The sequence below is a fragment of the Staphylococcus sp. Z5-21 genome, assembly GCF_056529615.1.
Genome location: NZ_CP096462.1, coordinates 1,608,326 through 1,630,124 on the forward strand (window position 1 = coordinate 1,608,326; position 21,799 = coordinate 1,630,124).

At 33.0% G+C, this 21,799-nt stretch carries 21 protein-coding genes; 2 read left to right on the forward strand and 19 right to left on the reverse strand.

The window, feature by feature from the left end:
* Nucleotides 1-173: 173 nt before the first annotated feature.
* Both fakA and M1D64_RS07885 read right to left on the reverse strand, forming a co-directional pair.
* Nucleotides 174-1,832 carry a fatty acid kinase catalytic subunit FakA gene (fakA, locus tag M1D64_RS07880; RefSeq protein WP_002483501.1) on the reverse strand — a complete coding sequence of 553 codons (1,659 nt, stop codon included), beginning with the start codon at nt 1,830-1,832 and terminating at the stop codon, nt 174-176.
* Between the two features lie 14 nt (nt 1,833-1,846).
* Nucleotides 1,847-2,218, reverse strand: a complete 372-nt coding sequence (locus tag M1D64_RS07885) for an Asp23/Gls24 family envelope stress response protein (RefSeq protein ID WP_002483502.1) — start codon at nt 2,216-2,218, stop codon at nt 1,847-1,849.
* Between the two features lie 250 nt (nt 2,219-2,468).
* Here M1D64_RS07885 and rpmB point away from each other — a divergent pair, with 250 nt between their 5' ends.
* Nucleotides 2,469-2,657 carry a 50S ribosomal protein L28 gene (rpmB, locus tag M1D64_RS07890; protein WP_002483503.1) on the forward strand — a complete coding sequence of 63 codons (189 nt, stop codon included), beginning with the start codon at nt 2,469-2,471 and terminating at the stop codon, nt 2,655-2,657.
* A gap of 98 nt (nt 2,658-2,755) precedes the next feature.
* Here the strand turns inward: rpmB and M1D64_RS07895 are convergent, their stop codons facing one another.
* From M1D64_RS07895 to gmk, 15 genes are all read right to left on the reverse strand, one after another.
* Nucleotides 2,756-3,391 carry a thiamine diphosphokinase gene (locus M1D64_RS07895; RefSeq protein WP_037538558.1) on the reverse strand — a complete coding sequence of 212 codons (636 nt, stop codon included), beginning with the start codon at nt 3,389-3,391 and terminating at the stop codon, nt 2,756-2,758.
* A gap of 5 nt (nt 3,392-3,396) precedes the next feature.
* Nucleotides 3,397-4,041: a ribulose-phosphate 3-epimerase gene (gene rpe, locus M1D64_RS07900; RefSeq protein ID WP_002483505.1), complete on the reverse strand. Its 645-nt coding sequence runs from the start codon at nt 4,039-4,041 to the stop codon at nt 3,397-3,399.
* Nucleotides 4,042-4,917: a ribosome small subunit-dependent GTPase A gene (gene rsgA / locus M1D64_RS07905; RefSeq protein WP_002483506.1), complete on the reverse strand. Its 876-nt coding sequence runs from the start codon at nt 4,915-4,917 to the stop codon at nt 4,042-4,044.
* Nucleotides 4,918-5,203: 286 nt separating this feature from the next.
* Complete coding sequence (gene pknB, locus M1D64_RS07910; protein ID WP_069838018.1) at nt 5,204-7,258, reverse strand: Stk1 family PASTA domain-containing Ser/Thr kinase; 2,055 nt, start codon at nt 7,256-7,258, stop codon at nt 5,204-5,206.
* Nucleotides 7,255-7,998, reverse strand: a complete 744-nt coding sequence (locus M1D64_RS07915; protein WP_002483508.1) for a Stp1/IreP family PP2C-type Ser/Thr phosphatase — start codon at nt 7,996-7,998, stop codon at nt 7,255-7,257. The genes pknB and M1D64_RS07915 overlap by 4 nt, the downstream gene beginning before the upstream one ends.
* A gap of 4 nt (nt 7,999-8,002) precedes the next feature.
* Nucleotides 8,003-9,097, reverse strand: a complete 1,095-nt coding sequence (gene rlmN, locus M1D64_RS07920; RefSeq protein WP_037538561.1) for a dual-specificity RNA methyltransferase RlmN — start codon at nt 9,095-9,097, stop codon at nt 8,003-8,005.
* A gap of 3 nt (nt 9,098-9,100) precedes the next feature.
* Complete coding sequence (gene rsmB, locus M1D64_RS07925; RefSeq protein ID WP_232010403.1) at nt 9,101-10,408, reverse strand: 16S rRNA (cytosine(967)-C(5))-methyltransferase RsmB; 1,308 nt, start codon at nt 10,406-10,408, stop codon at nt 9,101-9,103.
* Nucleotides 10,409-10,410: 2 nt separating this feature from the next.
* The gene (fmt, locus tag M1D64_RS07930; protein WP_002483511.1) at nt 10,411-11,343 is read right to left on the reverse strand and encodes a methionyl-tRNA formyltransferase; all 933 of its coding nucleotides are present in this window, start codon (nt 11,341-11,343) and stop codon (nt 10,411-10,413) included.
* On the reverse strand, nt 11,336-11,824 hold the full coding sequence (locus tag M1D64_RS07935; RefSeq protein WP_002483512.1) for a peptide deformylase: 489 nt from the start codon (nt 11,822-11,824) through the stop codon (nt 11,336-11,338). Before M1D64_RS07935 ends, fmt begins: the two co-directional genes overlap by 8 nt.
* A gap of 299 nt (nt 11,825-12,123) precedes the next feature.
* Complete coding sequence (locus M1D64_RS07940; protein WP_069838020.1) at nt 12,124-12,819, reverse strand: GNAT family N-acetyltransferase; 696 nt, start codon at nt 12,817-12,819, stop codon at nt 12,124-12,126.
* Nucleotides 12,744-13,082 (reverse strand): hypothetical protein, encoded by a 339-nt coding sequence (locus M1D64_RS07945; RefSeq protein WP_228481169.1) that lies wholly within the window; start codon nt 13,080-13,082, stop codon nt 12,744-12,746. Before M1D64_RS07945 ends, M1D64_RS07940 begins: the two co-directional genes overlap by 76 nt.
* Nucleotides 13,083-13,458: 376 nt before the next feature.
* Nucleotides 13,459-15,867: a primosomal protein N' gene (priA, locus tag M1D64_RS07950; RefSeq protein ID WP_037538565.1), complete on the reverse strand. Its 2,409-nt coding sequence runs from the start codon at nt 15,865-15,867 to the stop codon at nt 13,459-13,461.
* A 1-nt stretch (nt 15,868) separates the two neighbouring features.
* Nucleotides 15,869-17,077 carry a bifunctional phosphopantothenoylcysteine decarboxylase/phosphopantothenate--cysteine ligase CoaBC gene (coaBC, locus tag M1D64_RS07955; protein ID WP_041080427.1) on the reverse strand — a complete coding sequence of 403 codons (1,209 nt, stop codon included), beginning with the start codon at nt 17,075-17,077 and terminating at the stop codon, nt 15,869-15,871.
* A 236-nt stretch (nt 17,078-17,313) separates the two neighbouring features.
* Complete coding sequence (rpoZ, locus tag M1D64_RS07960) at nt 17,314-17,526, reverse strand: DNA-directed RNA polymerase subunit omega (protein WP_002483517.1); 213 nt, start codon at nt 17,524-17,526, stop codon at nt 17,314-17,316.
* A complete protein-coding gene (gmk, locus tag M1D64_RS07965) occupies nt 17,526-18,149 on the reverse strand; it encodes a guanylate kinase (protein WP_002483518.1) in 624 nt (207 codons plus the stop codon). Before gmk ends, rpoZ begins: the two co-directional genes overlap by 1 nt.
* Before the next feature lie 159 nt (nt 18,150-18,308).
* On the opposite strand from gmk, the gene M1D64_RS07970 reads away from it, so the two are divergent.
* Nucleotides 18,309-20,006 carry an Rqc2 family fibronectin-binding protein gene (locus tag M1D64_RS07970; protein ID WP_011303305.1) on the forward strand — a complete coding sequence of 566 codons (1,698 nt, stop codon included), beginning with the start codon at nt 18,309-18,311 and terminating at the stop codon, nt 20,004-20,006.
* Between the two features lie 102 nt (nt 20,007-20,108).
* Here the strand turns inward: M1D64_RS07970 and M1D64_RS07975 are convergent, their stop codons facing one another.
* Both M1D64_RS07975 and M1D64_RS07980 read right to left on the reverse strand, forming a co-directional pair.
* Nucleotides 20,109-20,516, reverse strand: coding sequence for a VOC family protein (locus M1D64_RS07975; protein ID WP_011303306.1), 408 nt, complete (start codon nt 20,514-20,516; stop codon nt 20,109-20,111).
* 92 nt (nt 20,517-20,608) lie between these two features.
* Nucleotides 20,609-21,463: a YitT family protein gene (locus M1D64_RS07980; protein WP_002483521.1), complete on the reverse strand. Its 855-nt coding sequence runs from the start codon at nt 21,461-21,463 to the stop codon at nt 20,609-20,611.
* Nucleotides 21,464-21,799: the final 336 nt, after the last annotated feature.

Genomic DNA, 21,799 nt, shown 5'->3' on the forward strand with positions numbered 1-21,799 from the left:
TAAAAAATGTCATTATTTCAAAAAAATATGGAAGTAAGAATTAATCAAATTTTAAAATCTGATTTTCTCACTCCCATCTGTAACATGACTGATATAGTCGATGTTTTTCCTTTTGAAGTCATATACTATTGTATAAATGATACTCTTTTAAGATTCTAATGCTGTGATTTATATTATTCTACAGAAAACAAATATTGATAAACAGGTTGTTGACCATCATGTTGTTCTAATTCAACGTCTGGATATGTTGCTTCCATCCAATCTTCAATGTCTGAAGTAACTGTTTTATCAGCATCCATACCAACGATCATCGTAATGATTTCACTATCTTCATTAATCATTTCTGCCATTAATCCCTTAACCGTTTCAAATTGATCAGCATGACTTGTTACAATTTTATCCTCAATCAAGCCCATAAATGCGTCTTTTTTAATTTCAACACCATCAATTTTAGTATCTCTCACAGCGTATGTCACTGAACCAGAACGTACTGCTTCTAAAGATTCCACCATTCTTGATTTATTAGATTCGAGTGAATCAGTTTCATCATAATTAAATAACGCAGCAATGCCTTGTGGTATTGATTTGGTCGGAATGACTATAGTATCAGCTTCTACAATTTCAGCAGCTTGTTCACTAGCCATTAGAATGTTTTTATTATTAGGTAAAATGATTGCACGTTTACATTGTGATTGTTCAATAATCTTGACAATATCTTCTGTTGATGGATTCATTGTTTGTCCACCACTAATCATGTGTGTCGCACCCATTGACTTGAAAATCTCTGAAATACCTTCACCCATGGAGATTGCAATGACTGCAGTGTCGACTGCCTGCGTTTCTTCTGTAGATGTTGCTTTGCCACCGTCATGTTCTTTTTTCACAACTTCACGATGTTGTTCACGCATATTTTCGACTTTTAACTTAATTAATTCACCATACTGTTGACCATAGTTAAATACGTCACCTGGTTTTTCTGTATGCACATGTACTTTAACAATTTCCTCATCGTTGATAACTAATAAAGAATCCCCAAACTGGCTCATGTCTTCTCTAAAACTCTGCTCATCAAAGGTTTTTTTATTTTTTCCAAAACGAACCATCATTTCAGTACAATAGCCATAAACGATATCTTCCGTATTAATTACGCCATGAAAATCATGTTCTTCATTAACTAAAGACTCTTTATTTAATTTTGGTGACTGTGCAGATACCGTTTCACCTTTTAATGCTTTTAAAAATCCAGCGTAAACAATAGCTAAGCCTTTACCTCCACTATCTACAACACCGACTTCTTTTAATACTGGTAATAAATTCGGTGTGTTTTCAAGTGAGACTTCTGCTTCTTCGAGAATGTAAGCCATTAATTCAATACAATCGTCGGTTTCTTCTGCCTTTTGTATAGCTGCATCAGCTGCATCTCTTGCTACTGTTAAAATCGTTCCCTCAACTGGTTTCATGATTGCTTTATACGCTGTATCTACACCTGCTTTAAAACTTTCAGCAAATTGTTTAGCATTAATTGTTTCATATGTTTCTAAACTTTTACTAAACCCTCTAAATAATTGTGACAAAATCACACCAGAGTTCCCTCTAGCACCCATCAATAAACCTTTAGAAAATGTCTTACCTAGTTCACCAATTTGTTGAGATAAATTGTTTTCGACTGCTTCTCTCCCTGATGTCATCGTCAAATTCATATTCGTCCCAGTATCTCCATCTGGTACTGGATAAACGTTCAATGAATCAACTAAGTCTGCATGATTTGATAAATTTTGCGCCCCTTGTATAATCATCTCGGCAAATAATTTACCATCTATTTTGCTTACCATTGCGTAATGTCCTCCTAGTTTTTCGTGCCATTATTAATGCGCACACCTTGTACAAATATATTGATTGAATTTACTTTTATTTTTAATGTTTGTTCTAATGTATATTTTACAGTTGATTGTACATTGCTAGCTACTTCAGATATTTTTGTTCCAAAGCTTACAATAATGTACATATCTACATCAACAACGCCATTATCTTCTCGTACAATGATACCTTTAGCATAATTTTCATGTCCGAGTATTTCTGCAATGCCATCTCTAACTTGTTGTCTAGAAGCCATGCCTACAATTCCATAACATTCTACTGCTTTACTACCCACAACTGAAGATATTACTTCGTTTGAAATGTCTATACTACCGTAATCATTTGTGATTTCTAATGTCATAAAATGGGCCTCCTAAGTTTATGGTTATATCATAATCGCCAATAATAAACAATGCGTCTTGATTATCTTATTAAAAAAATACTATATTTATCCACAGTTTACAATTATACCATAATTTAATATTAACAAAAGTATTATTCATGTAAACGAAAAATTTTTCTCGTTTTATTGCTATCTATACTTATTTGTGGTACATTATTCAAGTATGTAGTAGATACGTGTATTTATATTTATTAAAGGAGGTACTTTCATGGGCAAACAATGTTTCGTAACAGGTCGTAAAGCTTCAACTGGAAACAATCGTTCTCACGCTTTAAATTCTTCTAAAAGAAGATGGAATGCTAACCTTCAAAAAGTTAGAATTCTTGTAGACGGAAAACCTAAAAAAGTTTGGGTTTCTGCACGTGCTTTAAAATCTGGTAAAGTAACTAGAGTTTAATAAATATAATGCACGAAAAGACCAATCCTTATGTGGAGGATTGGTCTTTTTTTATTTCATTTTCTTTTAGATATCAGCGTATATTTAAAAATCCTCATTTAATCTTTACTTCGAATCATCAATACACTGCCTTCAATTATTTCTATATTCCCACAAGATTGACTTAATTCATTTGAAATAGTAAGCGTTGAACCAAGTTTCAGTGTTTCATTTTGTAAGTTATATTTAAAGCCTTTCAATGAAATTACAGTTGGATAGATGACTGGTATAAATGAAATATATGGAAATTGTTCACTATATGTCACATTAAACTGACCTTTTTGTATAAATTGAATTTCATTTGTGTCATCTATTAATTTAATGTTGATATTCATTTTTGTATATTCCGGTTTTTCCAGTATTTGTAAGGCGCCCATGAAATGATCTAGTCTACCGCCCGTCGCACCATAAACATCAATATTTCGATAGCCACGCTTTACTGCTTGATCAATGCCTAAAGCTAAATCTGTGTCATCTTTTTCAGAATTATAAGGATTTATCTCTATCTGTTGTTGTATAAAGTTCCTCTCTGAATCAGAAATAGAATCGAAATCACCGACTGCAAATTGAGGTGTAATCCCAGATTCTAGCAAGATCAAGGTGCCTCTATCTATACCAATCCAATGTTCATGTTTATGTTCCACTAAAATATGCTTGGGCAAATTTCTATTGCCACATAATAAATTGGCTTTCATCTATGTCAACCTTTCAATGTGTTAGTTACCGTTTGATATTCATCGTGTTTAAAAAAGTATGACCCTGCAACTAACATTGTCGCACCATGGTTAACTACAGTTTCAACAGTGTTATTGTTAATACCACCATCTACTTCAATATCAAAGTTTAAGCCTTGCGCTTTTTTGATTTCAGATAATTGATCCAGTTTTTCTACGCAATCATTTATAAATGTTTGACCACCAAAACCAGGGTTTACTGTCATAACCAATACATAATCTACCATTTTTAATACCGGACGAATTGAATCAACTGGCGTCCCAGGATTAATCACCACACCAGCTTTTACATTTTTATTCTTAATTTGTTCAATCACTCTGTGAATATGGGGTGTTGCTTCAACATGTACTGAAATCATATCAGCGCCATGCTCAGCAAATAATTCAACATATTTTTCAGGTTCTTCTATCATAAGATGCACATCAATAGGTAAATCTGTACCTTTACGTACTGAATCCAATATAGGTAGTCCGATTGAAATGTTAGGTACAAATTGTCCATCCATGACGTCAAAATGTACCCCATCAACGCCTGCCTTTTCTAAAGCAGTTAACTCTTGTTGTAAATTCAAAAAATCTGCTGATAATAATGATGGATATAATTTTGCCACTTAATATCTTTCCTTTCTATTTGAAATTTCTTTAAATAGCTGTAAATAATGATCGTATCTAAACTGGGCAATATTGCCATTTTCCAATTCAGCTTTAACATTACATTTCGGTTCATTAATATGGTTACAATCTCTGAACTTACATGTCGCACTATATTCATGTATTTCCATGAAATAATTTTTGATTTCATCTTTTTGTATATGATCATAATCCAAAGCACTAAAGCCTGGCGTATCTGCTATAAAGCCTTTAGCTCTCTCAAACAATTCAACATGACGTGTTGTATGACGACCACGATTTAACGCTTTAGAAATGTGTTGTGTTTCAATCTCTATATTAGGAAAATATTTATTCAATAACGTTGATTTACCAACACCTGATTGACCACTCAACACAGCTAAACCATCACCCCAACTTGAAAAGACTTGTTCAATATCTTCATTAATACTTATGAATTGTGTTTTATAGCTCATATTCTCATAAACTTCTAGCAATTTTTCAATATCGTGTTGTTTTTCCAAAGATGTCAAATCTTTTTTAGTTACAAGAATACGCGGACGCATATGATAAGAATGCGCAATTACTAAAAACCTATCTAGTAACTGTGTAGAAAAATCTGGTTCTACAGCACTCATTACAAGAATGAGATGGTCGACATTACTAACAGGCGGTCGCTTTATTTCATTTTTTCGTTCATGTACATGATGTATATAACCTTCCGTTACATTTTCTACTTCAAAATCAACGACATCACCTACAATAGGTGAAAATTTATTTTTTCTAAAAAGGCCACGTGGTTTTGTATCATACATTTCACCGTCTACATCAACTCGGTAAACACCACTGATTGATTTTATGATGCGTCCTGTTTTCACTTAGGCACCCCTCTTTTAAATACTTTTACCATTTATATTATAGCAAAGCATTTTTGATTTAAATATGATTTGAAACGATTTCGGCTAAATTTTCAGTTGTAAATATCGATAACGATACTTTTCCACTTAATTATTCTATGAATGAAATTGAGATAATAAATTAAAAGCACCAATTTAATCCAAATTCGACTAAATTGGTGCTCATTTTATATCTTCTATTTGTGGTTCGCTAGAGCTTTCGCTCTTGCATAAGCGACACTATGCTCTCTTCGCTCGCTAAGTGTCGCTAAAAATCATAAGGTATATCTTTATCAGCAACAACTTTACCATCTACACGAACGGTATAACCAGCCGTTTTACCTTTTTCTATTGTCATCGGTATTTTAATGGTTTTATTGTCTTTTATTTTAAATGTTTGTGAAGGTGATGTCCCTTCGCCATTTTTGTCTCTTACAAACACTTTTACTTCTTGGCTGTCGTCATCTTTACCAGTATATTGAACTTCATACGTTTCTGTATAATCTTTAGTCGCTGGTTCATCATCTTTAGATTCTTTGTCATCTTTATCTTTATCGTCAGCGTCTTTTTCCTCATCTTCTTTATGATCATCAGATTTTGGAGCGCCTTTTGAAACGGTGAATTCAATTGTTGAACCTTCGTCTATTTCTTCATCTTTTGGTGATTGGCTGATAACATTATCTTTTTTAACTTTCTTGTCCTCAGTTTCCTGAGTGACAACTACCTTGAATCCTTTTGCCTCTAACTCTGATTTTGCCGTTTTAAAAGCTTTATTCTCATAGTCATCAACGTAAACTTGTTTTGTCCCTAAAGATTCAGTAAGCTCTATATTACTATCATTCACTTTCACTTTATCTCCAGGATTCACATTTTGTGATTCAATTAAACCTTTAGCGATATTTTGTTTCGTGTACGCTTGTTTCACTTTTGAATCTTTGATGCCTAAATCTTTTAATTTATCTAAAGCTTCGGATTTTGTCATACCAAATAAATTTGGCATTTCCGTCAATTCAGGTCCTTTAGATAAAACAATGTCAACTTTACTTTGTTGTTCTAAACGATCCCCTTTCTCAGGCGTCGTTTTTATAATTTTATTCTCTGGATATTTATCACTATATTCACGCGATATATTACCCATTTGTAATTTATTTTCTTTTAAAATATGTTCTGCTTCTTTTTCTGTCTTACCTGATAAATCTGGTGTTTCTAAATATTTATTTCCAAACATACCCATTGCCATGAATCCAAATAAACCAAACAGCAATAAGACGATTATAAGTGTATAGAAAAACTTCTTTTTCTTTGTACGCTTTTTTTGTGGTACCTCATAAATATGTTCTTCACTTGATTGAAATTGTTGTTGATTGACGATAGGAATCTGCATTGTTTCTTTTATGTTTTTTCCTTTATCTTCATCTCTCGTCTGGTTGACAATATCTGATTTATTTATAGGAATTGTCTTGGTATTCTCCTCAACGGATTGATACCTCGCTTCATTCTCACGATTTTCAGACAATACATTTTCTAAATCACTTTGCATATCTCTTACTGATTGGTAACGCACCGTCTTATCTTTTTCCGTTGCTTTCAGTACAACATTACTTAGTGCTTGAGGTACATCCGAGCGTTCATCAGTAATATTAGGCATAGGATCTTGGATATGCTTAATTGCAATACTTACTGCTGTTTCTCCAGAAAACGGTGGTTTACCAATAAGCATTTCATACAATACAACACCAATTGAATAAATATCGGTACCATTATCTGTCGATTCACCACGTGCTTGTTCGGGTGATAAATATTGAACTGTACCTAATACATGGTTCGTTTGTGTCATTGTTGTTTCGCTTAGAGCTTTCGCAATACCAAAATCTAAAATCTTCAAAGTCTGGTGCTTATCTATTAAAATATTTTGTGGTTTAATATCACGGTGTACGATTTTAGTATCATGAGCATGTTTAATTCCATTAATAATTTGATTGGTAAAGTTGAGTGCTGTTGTGGTCTCCAAAGGTTGGTTTTTTTGAATGTATTCAGATAATGTCGGTCCTTCTATATATTCCATTACTAAATAGAAATTATCATCATCTTCCGTAACATCAAACACGTTCACTATATTTTTATGTGATAGTTGTGTTAAATTATGTACTTCTCTTTCGAAACGTTTAATAGTTTCTTCTTTCTCACCAGCAGGAATCCTAATTGCTTTGATCGCTACTTTACGATTGAGAATTGTGTCTTCGGCAAGATAGACAGTACTCATTCCGCCACCACCGAGTTTTTTAATGACCTCGTAGCGCTCACTTATTATTTTGCCTATCATACTTTATCACCTTCAATCTCAGCCAATACAATACTTACATTGTCATTCGTATCTTCAGATAGTGCAAGTTCTATTAAGTCTTGACCGTGTGTCTCTAATTCTTTCGCTTGTACCAATGTTTCTTGAATTTGATGGTTACGTACAAAATCGGTTAAACCATCAGAATTTAACATTAAATAATCATAGAAATTCGTTTTTTTCACAAATATATCTGGCGTCACTAACTTATCAGTCCCCATCACTTTGGTAATGATATTTCGTTGAGGATGATTAAATGCTTGTTCAGCAGTAATTTGCCCAATCATCATGAGATGATTAACAAACGAATGATCATTCGTAATTTGTTCAATCTCTCTACTATTCACTAAATAAGCTCGTGAATCACCAATATTTGCGACTACAATATAGTTATCAAATACTAAAGCACAGACACAAGTTGTACCCATACCCTTATATTCTGGGTTTTCTACTGACATTTCATATAACTCACGATTAATAGCTTTTAAAGTTGTTCTCAACCAATTTTCAGCTTGATCAGCTTCGATAAGATTTTCCACTTCAAAACGACGTTGAAGCTCATCAGTGACAAATTGGCTCGCAACTTCTCCTGCTAGGTGACCACCCATACCATCACAAAGCACTAATAGCTGTTGCTCTGTACGATTATAAAATACGCCACCTGCATCTTCATTTTTATCACGGTATCGACCCGTGTCAGTAAAAAATTGTGCTTTTAGCATGTCCCTACCTCGTTTCTACTTTTCGTTCCTTAGCTCTTAATTGACCACAAGCAGCGTCAATATCGGCACCTTGTTCACGTCTAATTGTTGCATTTATCCCTAAACGCTTCAATTCTTTTTCAAATTTAAAGATATCTTCTTTAGGTGTCTTCACATAATTTCTTTCTGGTACGTGATTCACTGGTATTAAGTTAACATGGCAATTCAATTTTTGAATTAAATGCGCTAATTCCCTAGCATGTTCAATTTGGTCGTTGACGCCACCAAATAAACCATATTCAAAAGTAATACGTCTATTTGTTTTTTCTTGATAATAATGAATAGCTTCCATTAATTTTTCTACATTATATGCTCTATTTATCGGCATCAAACGTGATCGAATTTCATCATTTGCACCGTGTAAGCTAACCGCAAAATTAATTTGAATATCTTCATCAGCGAAATCGTATATTCTTGGAATAATTCCTGAAGTTGACACTGTAATATGACGCGCTCCAATATTTAGTCCATTATCATCATTAACAATTTTTAAGAAATCCATCATTTCATCATAGTTTTCAAATGGTTCTCCAATACCCATGATAACGATTTGTGATACACGCTCTTCTGTTTCATCTAAAGCTTTTTGAACTGTTAATACTTGAGAAACAATTTCTCCAGCTTCTAAGTTACGTTTTAAACCGCCTAATGTAGAAGCGCAAAACGTACAACCAATACGGCAACCAACCTGTGTGGTTACACAAACAGAATTCCCGTATTCATGTCTCATAAGGACCGTTTCAATTGTATAACCATCTTGTAATTCAAATAAAAACTTAATTGTACCGTCTTTACTTTCTTGTTTTACAACTGTTGTCATGGTTGTCATTGTAAAATTATCTTTAAGTACTTCTCTTAATTCTTTAGATAAATTTGTCATATCATCAATGTCATCGACGCGTTTTTCGTAAAGCCACTCAAAAATTTGTTTCGCTCTGAATTTTTGCTGACCATTTTGTACCAACCAATCTTGCATCTCATCGTATCTTAATGAATAAATTGATTGCTTTTCAAAATTGGGAAGAAACTTATTTTTTTTCTTCTTTTCTGCAGTTATCATATTTTAATTTTCCTTTCTTCTTATCCTAGTTATGAAAAAGCCATCAGAGTTAAAATCTTGAGGTAAAATTTGCATCGTTTTTACTTTTTCTCCAGTTATTGGATGTTCAAATTGATCGAATTCAAAATCTTTATTTTCTTTTAAAAATGTATATACAACATTTTCATTTTCCATTTGCTCAATCGTACAAGTTGAATAAATCATTGTACCACCAGGTTTCACATTATATTTCACATTATTTAAGATTTCCAATTGAATTTCAACCAAAGATTCAATTGCATGTTGCGATTGTTCATATTTTATTTCTGGTTTATGTCTTAAAACACCTAAACCACTACATGGCGCATCTACTAAAATCTTATCATACACTTTATCATATTTTTCAGTTGCATCGTGTTCAAATGCAGAAATGTTAGATAAACGTAATTTTCTTATATTAAAATCTATTAAATCTATTTTATGTTCATGAATGTCCGTCGCATCAACCTGTCCAGTACCATTTAATATTTCAGCAATATGACAAGCTTTTCCACCAGGTGCACTACAAGCATCTAAAACTTGGTCACCTTCTTTTAATGCCATTAATTCACCAATAAACATTGAACTCTTATCTTGAATAGATATCAGTCCATCTTTAAACATACGAGATTCAATAATTGACTTACCACTAATATGTAGACAAGTTTCGATTTCTCTATCTTGTTCTACAATATAATCATCATCAGTGAGTCTTCTAATAGCATCGTCTACTGAAATACGAGTTAAGTTAACACGTACGGTTGTAGTTACTTTATCTAAAAATGATTGCGCAATTGTTTCTGTTTTTTCAATACCAAAATGCGTTGTCCAGTGATCAACCAACCATTTGGGTAAACTGTATTCGATCGCGATACGTTTTTTGTCATCTGTAATTTCAGTAAAATCTGGTAAGTCACTGCGCATAATATTTCTTAGTATACCGTTCACAACATTACCATTATGCGGACCGCCTTTATATTTAGCAATTTCAACGGCTTCATTAATAATCGCGTGTTCAGGTATTTTATCTAAATAGACATATTGATAAATACTCATCCAAAGTAACTGTCTGACCCAACCTTTTAACTTTGTTTGAACAAAAGGTTTCAGCAAATAATCTAAAGTATATTTTCTTTTTAACGTGCCATATACTAATTCTGTATATAATCCTTTATCTGCTCTATTTAATTCATTATTTGATAACACATCATTAATGATGATGTTACTATAGGCTTTATCATTTATAATATCTTGAATGGTTTCAAATGCTAACGCTCGCACATTTGTTTCTATTGTCATGTTAGTACCTTCCCAACAAGTGAAGTTTGCACGCCACTTAAGTAGTTTGCAGTTAACATACGTTTTTTCCCTGCAACTTGAATATCTGTTAATGCAATTGCATCGTCGGAACCTGTCGCAACGATGATTGCTTTTTTCGTTGTTTCAATAATTGTACCTGGTTCACCTGTTTTACCTTTTTCAATTCGGGATGCATATACTTTCATGTTACCATCATCCATAACTGTATAAGCTACTGGCCATGGTGACAGACCTCTTATATGGTTGTAAATAACTTCAGCCGATTGGTACCAATCAATCTTTTCCTGTTCTCTACTTATATTAGTAGCAAAACTAGCTTCACTTTCATTCTGTGTAATGCGGTTATTTGTACCATTAATAATAGAAGGTAAAGTCTCTTTTAATAATTCTGCACCTAAAAAGCTCAATTTATCATGCATGGTACCGACATCATCTTGGTGCTCAATTTCTATTGCTTGTTGAGAAATGATATCTCCTGCATCTAATTTCTTAACCATATACATTATAGAAATACCTGTTTCTGTTTGACCATCCATGATAGCTTGATGAATCGGCGCTCCACCTCTATATTTAGGTAATAACGACGCGTGGACATTGATTGCCCCTAACTTTGGCGCATTTAATAATGATTCAGGCAATATTTGCCCAAAGGCTGCAGTTACGATTAAATCTGCTTCTAAGTCAATAAGTTGTTCTAACTCTGATGATTGGGCTAATTTTTCTGGTTGATATACTGGTAAACCGTGCTTAATTGCAACTTCTTTCACTGGTGGAGGTGTTAAAACACGTTTTCTACCCACTGGTCTGTCTGGTTGCGTGACTACTGCAATCACATCATGTTCAGCAATTAACATTTCTAGCACTTTTGTTGAAAAATCTGGTGTTCCCATAAAAATGACTTTACTCATTATCAAAATACGCCTCCATTTCACTTTCACTTAAAAATTTCTCTACACGTTCAGTAAACAATCTTCCTTCAAAATGATCTATCATATGTAAAATCATTCTCGCGATATCATCATATGCAGTCATCTCAACTTCATTACCTTTTTTATCATTACTCTTAACGACAATCATTTTACTTCTTTCCACTTCACCATAAACATTAGGTATACTGATAGACCCTTCTAAATCAGTCACTTTTGTATCCGATTCACTTATAATTTGAGGATTAATCAGTTGTAACAATCCATCCATTTCCATATCTATCATCGCTACTTTTTGTGCAACACCTATCTGCGGCGCACATATCGCAGATGCTTCAACATCATACATTGTATCTTCTAAATCTAACAATAATTGTTCTAAATTTTCATCAAATTTTGTCACATCCGGTATAGGCTTATTAAGAATAGGGTGTTTGCTTGTTACAAGTTGTTTGATTGTCATATCGATTTCTCCTCATAAAAATTCATCATATTATTATAACTTATTTTAGTGGAAATTGCACCATTCATTGAAAGAATACTTTACTGAACATATTGAGTAAGTAGTAGGATAAGTCTTCATTCAATCTATATTCATAAAATATAAAAAGTGCAGAAATAGATATCTGCTCATATTTAAATGGGCTTTTTATCTATACTGCACTTTAAAACGATGTTCATAGTATACAAGACATATTTCAAACCTTTACATTTTTCATTATATATTGAGCATTGATCGTTCTTTAAGCTTATTGTTTTTCATCAATCTAGAATCGTTAACCGATTCACTTGATTACCAAGTTCATCGAAATTTTGTGCTGCTAACCAACTTTCAAATTTAAGTTTATTTTGCTGCCACTCTTTATCAATCATTGCTAACCAATATGTGTCACGATTACGATTTTTATACACTTTATGATTTCTAAAAATACCTTCAAATTTAAACCCTAGCCGTTGGGCTGCTTTAATAGACGGTTCATTTAAAGCATCACATTTACATTCATATCTTCTATAACCTAATGTTTGAAATACATAATTGGCTAATAAAAATTGCACTTCCGTGGCAATACGTGTTTGTTTCATGACATTAGCGTAATGTATATGACCAACTTCAATTGAACCATTATGGCGATCAATTCTGAGTAAAGATAAAATGCCCACTGCTTCAGATGTTTCTTTATCAATAATGGCGAAAAAATACGGATCAGTAGAATTGATTTTCTTATCTATATAATTTTCAAATGCTTGAAAGTCGTGAGGTTGCTCATCAGGTAAATATGTCCAATTCGGCGCATCCGCTTCATCAGAAAAATAATTAAATAAATCTTGAATATGACATTGCGCTAACTTTTCTAATCTGCAATATTGCCCTTCTAAAACTTTCACATTGGGTAAATGAGCTTGTTTAAACTCATTTTGTTCTTCACCAATGGGTTGCTTAAACTCATTATATCGCACATGAACACTCCTTTTTTCCCTAAAGCATAAACTAACGTTACTATACTAAAGTAAATCTTCCGCAGTCGTAATAAAAAAACAGCTAATATTTTAGCGTCATTTTGATTGAGTGTTAATTGTTGTTGTTCAATTTGCTTAATCATCTCTGGATTTAATACGATATCGTAAAGGGACGTAATTCTGTTTGACAACTCATTGATACTTAATCCAATTGCTTTTCTATTTCGAATTAAACTCATAGGCGTACTACTTAGATTAGACATAAAAAGATATTGATCTCATTTCTCACTTAGTCGGTTGCTTTTCTTAATCGTTATTGTCGTTCTCAATACGTACTCTAATCATTTATGCGTGACTCGTTACTCTTTAATATAACTTTAATTAATATTAAATGCAAAAAATGTAGCAAATTATTTTTTATAAATTTTAATAAATATTAGTTAATTGTTAAGATTATATCCATAGCGCCATCACTATACTTCATATTTATATCTAACTTTTATGTTTTTTTGTCCAAAAAAAAAAGAACAAACTATTTTAATGGCTAATCATTTACCTAGCAAAACAATTTGTTCTTTTTTCTAATATTTTTATACAAAAGTCAGTATACATTAGCTTCGTTATATAACGTGCTTAATATTACATCATCATCTGCGGTGCGATATCTATTTTCAAAGATAATTTTTCTTTTAAATATTGATCATGATAATAATCGTCTAAATATTTTAATGCTTCGTGTAATGCAGGTTCTCGTTTATATTTCACTAATATTTGAAAGCGATATTCGTTATTGATTCTTGATAATGCGGCCGGAGATGGGCCAAGTACAAGTGCTTTGTCTGTTAAATGTTGCAGTAATATTTTATGAATATGCTTGGATGCTTCCATAACTTTTTTCATTTCTTTATGCGCAATAGTAAAATTAATTAAAAAGAAATACGGTGGGTACTTTCCAATTTTCCTATAATTCATTTCTTTTTGGAAAAAGGCTGTGTAATCATTCTCTTGGACATCTTTAATAGCATAATGATCTGGATTGTATGTTTGAATAAGCACCTGTCCTTCTTTTTCATGACGACCAGCTCGACCAGCAACTTGCGTTAACAATTGGTATGTTCGCTCACTTGCTCTAAAGTCTGGCAAATTCAACATTGTGTCAGCATTCAAAACACCTACTAACGTAATATTAGGAAAATCCAATCCTTTAGCAATCATTTGTGTCCCTAACAAGATATCCCCTTTTCCTGAACCAAAATCATTTAATAACTTTTCATGAGCACCTTTTCTAGAAGTAGTATCCACGTCCATCCGTATAATACGAGCCTCTTGAAACGCTTCTTGTAAAAGTTCTTCAACTCTCTGTGTGCCAGTACCCATTTGTCTAATATGCTCACTTTCACAATTAGGACATTGATTAGGTGGTACTTCTTGATGACCACAATAATGACATTTCAATTGATCTGTTGATTTGTGATAAGTCAATGAAATATCACAGTTCGGACACTGTGGAACATGCCCACAATCTCTACACAACATAAATGAAGCATAACCGCGTCGATTTAAAAAGAGTACAATTTGTTCCTGATTATCTAAGCGTTGTTGTATTGCATCTCGTAATTGATTAGAGAACATAGAGCGATTTCCAGAGTTCAATTCTTCTCTCATATCTACAATTTCTACCTCAGGTAAAGCTTGTTGATTAACTCTGTTAGGTAACGATAGTAACTCATATACACCCTTTTCAGCTCGTGCAAATGATTCTAAACTTGGTGTCGCGCTGCCTAATATTAAAGGACATTGATGATACTCACTACGCCATTGCGCGATATCTCTTGCATGATATCTAGGATAATCTTCTTGCTTATACGAAGATTCATGTTCTTCATCTATAATAATCATCCCTAAATTTTTAAATGGTGCAAAGACGCTTGAACGTGCACCTACGCTCACACGTGCTTTACCGTCTCTAATCTTTTGCCATTCATCATAGCGTTCACCTTTGGATAATCCAGAATGTAGTACAGCAACTTCGTCTCCAAATCTACGTTTAAATCTTAATACCATTTGTGGTGTTAAGGCAATTTCTGGAACTAACATCATTGCTTGTCTATTAAGATTTAGTACTTCTTCAATTGTTTGTAAATACACTTCTGTTTTGCCTGATCCTGTCACACCATGCAATAAATAGGTACATTGTTCATGAGCATGTATCTTTTCTGATATGGCTTCAAATGCACGTTGTTGGTCTGAAGTCAGATGTTGTTTCACATCTTGTTCAAAGACCCTAGTCTCAAATGGATCACGTTCAACGACAGCATCATATTTTTCAACAAAGCCCTTGCGAATTAATGTATCTACACTAGATTTTGAATAACCCATTGCTTCTATCTCTTTAAGTAAAACGATGCGATGTTGTTCATCTAATAAAAAGGCATATAATTCATATTGCTTCTTAGATTTTTCTAATGAATTTAGCACACTATCATAGTTAAATCCTTCAACAACACATATGGCACGTTGTTTTTTCTTATTTACATTTTGTGATAGTAAGGTTACTTCAGATACAATACCTTGTTTTAATAATGGCGCAATTTGTGTTAAATCATCATTTTGCTGTGCTGCTTTAAATGCATAGTGTCCTGATGAGTCAAATTTCCCTGCTAAAGTTTCAGGCAGTGCATTCGTATCTTCAATAGAAAAGACCTTGGTATATTTTGCTTTAATTGCACTTGGCAGCATAACTTCAAGCATTGAAATACGTTTTGTAACGAAGTAATTGTTATACCACTCAGTAAATTGAATTAATTCTTCAGTCAATTCGGGTTTTATATCTTGAATTTCTTTAATTTCTTTTAATTTTTTTATATCTATATTGCTATCAGGCTGGTCTGTTATCTTCATAACATAACCTTGAATTGTTCTTGGTCCAAATGGAACAATGACACGCATACCTATTTGAATCATTGATTGTAACCTTATAGGAATTATATAATCAAATGTAAAATCAACACTCTTAGAAGGTATATCAACAATTACTTTTGCTATCATTTTATTTCCACCTTGTTTCTAAACTATTCAATATATGCTCAGCTAATTCGACTTTTTTGTGTTTGCCTAAAGGTATAGCGTCTCCATTTTTATAATACATCGTATAATCATTGTCATCGGAACTAAAGCCAATCGTACGGTCTCCAACATTATTCGCAATAATCACATCTGCATTTTTATTATGCAATTTTTTTTGTGCATAAGCTTCAATATTTTGTGTTTCTGCTGCAAATCCAACTAAGTATTGTGATTCTTTATGTTCTCCTAAATATTTCAAAATATCTGGTGTACGTTTAAATTCTACAGATAAAGTACCATCTTGTTTTTTTAATTTATGATCCAACATTTCTACTGGCGCATAATCTGACACGGCAGCAGCTTTAAAAACGATATCTTGTTTAGCAAAACGACTTCGAACCGCTTCGAACATTTCTTCTGCACTTTGTACGTGTACTACATCAACATGCTTCGGTGGTGTTAAATGTGTCGGTCCTGAAACTAAAGTAACTTCTGCACCTCGTTTAGCTAAAGATTCAGCAAGCGCGTATCCAATCTTACCTGAAGATCGATTTGATAAAAAACGAACTGGATCTAATTCTTCTACAGTGGGTCCAGCAGTAATTAATACATGTTTACCAATAAAGCTACTTGATGCTGGCACAGCTTTTTGTTTTATGTCATTAAAGTATTGCTTTATGCGCTCTACAATTTGTAAAGGTTCTTCCATACGCCCCTTCGCTACATATCCACATGCTAAAAAACCTTCTCCAGGTTCTAAAAAATAGTAACCATCTGAACTTAAAGTCGCTAAATTATGTTGTGTCCTCTTATTTTCATACATATGCACGTTCATTGCAGGTGCAATAAATTTAGGCGTTTCAGTTGCTAACAACGTTGACGTAACCATATCATCTGCAATGCCATTTGCTAATTTAGCAATTGTATTTGCAGTTGCTGGCGCTACGATAATTGCGTCTGCCCAATCACCCAGCGCAACATGTTGAATTTCTTGAGGATTTTGCTCTATAAATGTACTCGTATAAACGGGATTTCTCCCAATAGCTTGGAATGCTAGTGGGGTAACAAATTCCTGAGCATGATCAGTAAGCATGACCCTGACATCAAATCCAGCCTGCGTCAGTTTACTCGTTAAATCAATTGCTTTATATGCAGCTATACCACCTGTAACAGCAAGTAATATTCGTTTCATTATATAGTCATTCTCCTTCGATTGAATTAGATCAGACGTGGGTGACGTCTCTTATAATTGAAAATCAAAATGTATGTCCCTCATAATTAAATTAACTTTTCGATTACTGTTCATTATACACAATTTATCAGTTAAATAAAAAAAGCACACCTTGCGACTGCATGGTGTGCACTTGAAAGATATTCATTTAATAACACATAGATGGCTATATAAAATTCAATATCTAGGCTTTTTAATTAATACGTTTTTAAGAATAGTTCGTCTGGGAAAACTTCACCGTCAGCAATTTCTTCTAAAGCTTTACCAACAGGTTTTTCTGAAATGTATTTTGTTAATAATGCACTTTCAGGTTTCTCGTCTATTTCACGCGCACGTTTTGCAGCTGTAGTTGCAATTAAATATTTTGAATTAATTTTTGATGTTAATTGGTTTAATGGTGGTTGTAACATTATTTTTTTGCCTCCAGTATCATTTTTCTATATTTTGCTTCTATACGTTCTCTCTTCAAATGTTCAGCTTCAACAATAGATTGAATACGTTGCTTAGCTAACTCAACTTCGTCATTAACTACAACATAATCATATAAATTCATCATTTCCACTTCTTTACGAGCTTCATGCACTCGGCTTTGAATTTTTTCACTGGATTCTGTACCACGACCTACTAAGCGCTCACGTAAATGATCTAAACTTGGTGGCGCAAGAAAAATAAACAATGCATCTGGGAACTTTTTACGTACCTGTTTTGCACCTTCTACTTCAATTTCTAAAAATACATCGTGCCCACGATCCATAGTGTCTTTAACGTATTGCACAGGCGTCCCATAATAATTTCCTACGTACTCTGCATATTCTATAAATTGATCTTGTTTTATTAACTCTTCAAACTCTGATTTTGCTTTGAAGAAATAATCAACACCATCGACTTCACCCTGACGCTTATCACGTGTCGTCATCGAAATAGAATATTTATAAGATGTGGACGGGTCATCAAATATTTTCTTTCTAACTGTACCTTTCCCAACGCCAGAAGGTCCAGATAGTACAATCAACAAACCTTTCTCATTATCCATGACTTACTACCTCTCTAAACTATTCTTCTATTATTAAACTATGATACCACAATTTTCATTTAGTTGTATAGCGTCCAACAGCACAAACTTTGGTCATGACCATTTCTTTATGCCATGTTACAATATGATGAATGACTAAAAATAAGGTGGCTGATAGTAATGGCATATGATGGTTTATTTACAAGAAAAATGGTGGAATCGTTACAATTTCTTGTAGACGGAAGAATCCATAAAATAAATCAACCAGAAAACGACACGCTTCTTGTCGTTATTCGACAAAACCGAAAAAATCATCAGCTTCTACTTTCTATTCATCCTAGCTTTGCTAGAATGCATTTAACAAATAAAAAATATGATAATCCATTTGATCCACCCATGTTTGCACGCGTTTTCCGTAAACATATAGAAGGTGGTATCGTTAAAGCAGTAAGACAAATTGGGAATGATAGACGTGTAGAAATTGATGTTCAAAGCAAAGATGAAATTGGAGATACAATATATAGAACTATAATTTTAGAAATTATGGGTAAACACAGTAACTTAATATTAGTTGATGATCAGCGTAAAATCATTGAAGGCTTTAAGCATTTAACACCGAATACCAATCAATATCGCACAGTAATGCCTGGCTTTCAATATGAAACACCACCAACTCAAAATAAAATTAATCCTTTTGAAATAACTGGTAATAAAGTCATACAATATATCGATTTCAATAAGGGCAAAATTGCACGTCAACTTCTTGATCATTTCGAAGGCTTTAGTCCATTAATTACAAATGAAATTGTGAATCGCAAACGATTTATGACAAATGATACGTTACCAGAAGCATTTGATGAAGTCATCAATGAAATTAACCATACACCTACACCCGTTTTTCATAAAAATCACGAGACGGGTAAAGAAGATTTTTACTTTATGAAATTAAATCAATTTTATGATGATGTAACAGAATATGACTCATTACATGATTTATTAGACCGTTATTATGATGCACGTGGAGAGCGAGAGCGTGTAAAACAACGTGCAAATGATTTAGTGAAATTTGTACAACAACAATTGCATAAATTTCAAAATAAATTAAATAAATTGATTGATGAACAAGAAGGTACAAAAGAAAAAGAATTACAACAATTGTATGGGGAACTTATCACTGCTAACATTTATCGTATTAAACAAGGTGACAAATCGGTCACAGCCTTAAATTATTACACTGGTGAAGAAGTCACTATACCGCTTAACCCTACAAAGGCACCAGCAGTGAATGCACAAAATTATTACAAACAGTATAATAAATTAAAGACAAGAGAACATGAATTGCACCATCAAATCGATTTAACCAAAGAAAACATTAATTATTTTGAAAGTATAGAACAACAACTTGCTCATATTTCAGTCAATGATATTGATGACATTCGCGATGAATTAGCCGAGCAAGGGTATATGAAACAACGTAAACAGAGTAAGAAGAAAAAGAAACAAACTATGCAGTTACAAGAATACGTATCTACAGATGGAGATACAATCATGGTTGGTAAAAACAATAAACAAAATGATTATTTAACGAATAAATTAGCTAAGAAACATCAACTTTGGTTCCATACGAAAGATATTCCCGGATCACATGTCGTCATATTAAGTGATGATCCGAGTGAAGAAACAATTAAAGAAGCGGCCATGTTATCTGGTTACTTCTCAAAAGCAGGTAGTTCAGCTCAAATTCCAGTTGACTTTACTGAAATTAAACACGTGCATAAGCCTTCAGGTGCAAAACCAGGTTTTGTAACTTATGATAACCAAAAAACACTTTATGCAACACCCGATTATGATCACATTCAAAAAATGAAAGTAAAGTAAATACGATATAATATTACGGTTGTATCCTATAACAAACAAAAGCGGGACGATGAGATCAATTTTAGAAATGTTGATTTCATCGTCCCGCTTCTATATTAGTATTTAATTTTTCTCAGGTAAGGCTAATTGGAAATTAACACCAAACTTATCTTGAATCCATGCAAATTCTCTAAAAGGTGGCATTTCTGTTTTTGGCATTAAAATGGCGCCACCACTTTTCAGTTTACTAAATAATCTCTCCATTTCAATTGCGCTATCAACTGTCACGTATAATGACATTGCAGGGTTCATCTCAATATCTACCCCATTCATATTATCAATTGCCATAAATACTTGATCTTTTAATCTAAAAATGGCATGTTGAACAGCGCCTGTTGGTTCTTCATCACTTTCACTATATCTTACCAACGCTAATATTTCAGCGTCCTCAAATGTATTAACATATAAATTAATAGCTTCTTCTGCATTGCCGTTAAACATCAGAAAAGTTGTTATCTTAGGTATTGCCATTATTCTACCTCCTAAACCTTTATACACTTTAGAATAAAAGATATACTATCAAAAATCGAATTTATGCATTTTATGTTCGTAAATTTCTAAATTTAAGATAAGTTAATAAATCCATTACCAAGTACGTCACGTACATCATGAATCACTAAAAATGCATTTTCGTCTTCTTCATTTACTAACTTTTTAACTCTTGTTACTTGTGATTGTGGCACAACAACGTATAACATGCTTGTCTCATGTTTACCATAACCACCTTTACCGTTTAGTATCGTAGAGCCTCTACCTGTGAAACTGTTGATTTTATCACTAATCGTTTCGTTTTTACTAGAAATGACTGTAACTGCCTTTTTGGGATTAAAACCTTCAATTATAAATGAGGTTGCACGCTCAGTAATGAAAATCATTATAATTGTAAATAGCACGTTCGTGAGTGGCAATACAAATAAAAATGATAGTACGACTAAACCATCTAATACAAAAATACCCTGTGCTGTTTTAATATCAAAATACTTATTAAGCATTTTTGCAATAACTGATGTACCACCTATAACACCACCGGATGCAATAACTAACCCAATGCCCACACCGACTAGTACACCACCAAACGTTGCATTAATTACAAAATTATCTACCCCTGTCTTCCAATGTTCAGTTAAATCTAAAAATATAGAAATGGAAGTATTAGCGACCACAGTATAAATAGCCGTTCTTGTGCTTAAAAATTTCCAGCCAACAATAATGACGAGGGTATTAATAATTAAAGATGTAAGTGCTGGTGACCAACCGAAAGCGTACTTAAGCGCTAATGACATGCCGACGGTGCCACCATCACCTAAATTTGACCCTAGAATAAAGCAATTGACTGCAATAGCACTAATAAAAGAACCAATAAGACAAATGATCATATCTTTTGTATTGTTTTTAAGTAACTGTCGAATTTTTTGCATACAAGTCCCCTCTTACCAAAATATCAAAGCTTTAATATCTTATTTTTACAATTTATTTTAAAATAAGTATATAGATCTTAAATACATAGTTTATAAATCATTTGATACTTTAATAATTTTTTTTAGTAAACTAAGCATATCATATGAATATACTTATTAACTGTTATACTTAAACTAATAGCTTTTTCTTTTACCATTTTAACTTCTATAGTTAAAATGAAATTAAATTACATTGGAGGTAATGTTCATGTCTTTTTATATTATTCCTTTACTTATTGCAGCACTTGTATTACTTGTAGGCTATATCATCATTAAAATAATGATCCGCTAATACGC

Coding starts and splice junctions, on each gene's coding strand:
- fakA (WP_002483501.1), bottom strand. CDS start 1,832: ATGGTAAGCAAAATAGATGGTAAATTATTTGCCGAGATGATTATACAA.
- fmt (WP_002483511.1), bottom strand. CDS start 11,343: ATGAGTAAAGTCATTTTTATGGGAACACCAGATTTTTCAACAAAAGTG.
- rpmB (WP_002483503.1), top strand. CDS start 2,469: ATGGGCAAACAATGTTTCGTAACAGGTCGTAAAGCTTCAACTGGAAAC.
- M1D64_RS07945 (WP_228481169.1), bottom strand. CDS start 13,082: ATGTCTAATCTAAGTAGTACGCCTATGAGTTTAATTCGAAATAGAAAA.
- M1D64_RS07885 (WP_002483502.1), bottom strand. CDS start 2,218: ATGACATTAGAAATCACAAATGATTACGGTAGTATAGACATTTCAAAC.
- M1D64_RS07970 (WP_011303305.1), top strand. CDS start 18,309: ATGGCATATGATGGTTTATTTACAAGAAAAATGGTGGAATCGTTACAA.
- pknB (WP_069838018.1), bottom strand. CDS start 7,258: ATGATAGGCAAAATAATAAGTGAGCGCTACGAGGTCATTAAAAAACTC.
- rlmN (WP_037538561.1), bottom strand. CDS start 9,097: ATGATAACTGCAGAAAAGAAGAAAAAAAATAAGTTTCTTCCCAATTTT.
- coaBC (WP_041080427.1), bottom strand. CDS start 17,077: ATGAAACGAATATTACTTGCTGTTACAGGTGGTATAGCTGCATATAAA.
- rpoZ (WP_002483517.1), bottom strand. CDS start 17,526: ATGTTACAACCACCATTAAACCAATTAACATCAAAAATTAATTCAAAA.
- gmk (WP_002483518.1), bottom strand. CDS start 18,149: ATGGATAATGAGAAAGGTTTGTTGATTGTACTATCTGGACCTTCTGGC.
- M1D64_RS07975 (WP_011303306.1), bottom strand. CDS start 20,516: ATGGCAATACCTAAGATAACAACTTTTCTGATGTTTAACGGCAATGCA.
- M1D64_RS07935 (WP_002483512.1), bottom strand. CDS start 11,824: ATGACAATCAAACAACTTGTAACAAGCAAACACCCTATTCTTAATAAG.
- M1D64_RS07915 (WP_002483508.1), bottom strand. CDS start 7,998: ATGCTAAAAGCACAATTTTTTACTGACACGGGTCGATACCGTGATAAA.
- M1D64_RS07980 (WP_002483521.1), bottom strand. CDS start 21,463: ATGCAAAAAATTCGACAGTTACTTAAAAACAATACAAAAGATATGATC.
- M1D64_RS07895 (WP_037538558.1), bottom strand. CDS start 3,391: ATGAAAGCCAATTTATTATGTGGCAATAGAAATTTGCCCAAGCATATT.
- priA (WP_037538565.1), bottom strand. CDS start 15,867: ATGATAGCAAAAGTAATTGTTGATATACCTTCTAAGAGTGTTGATTTT.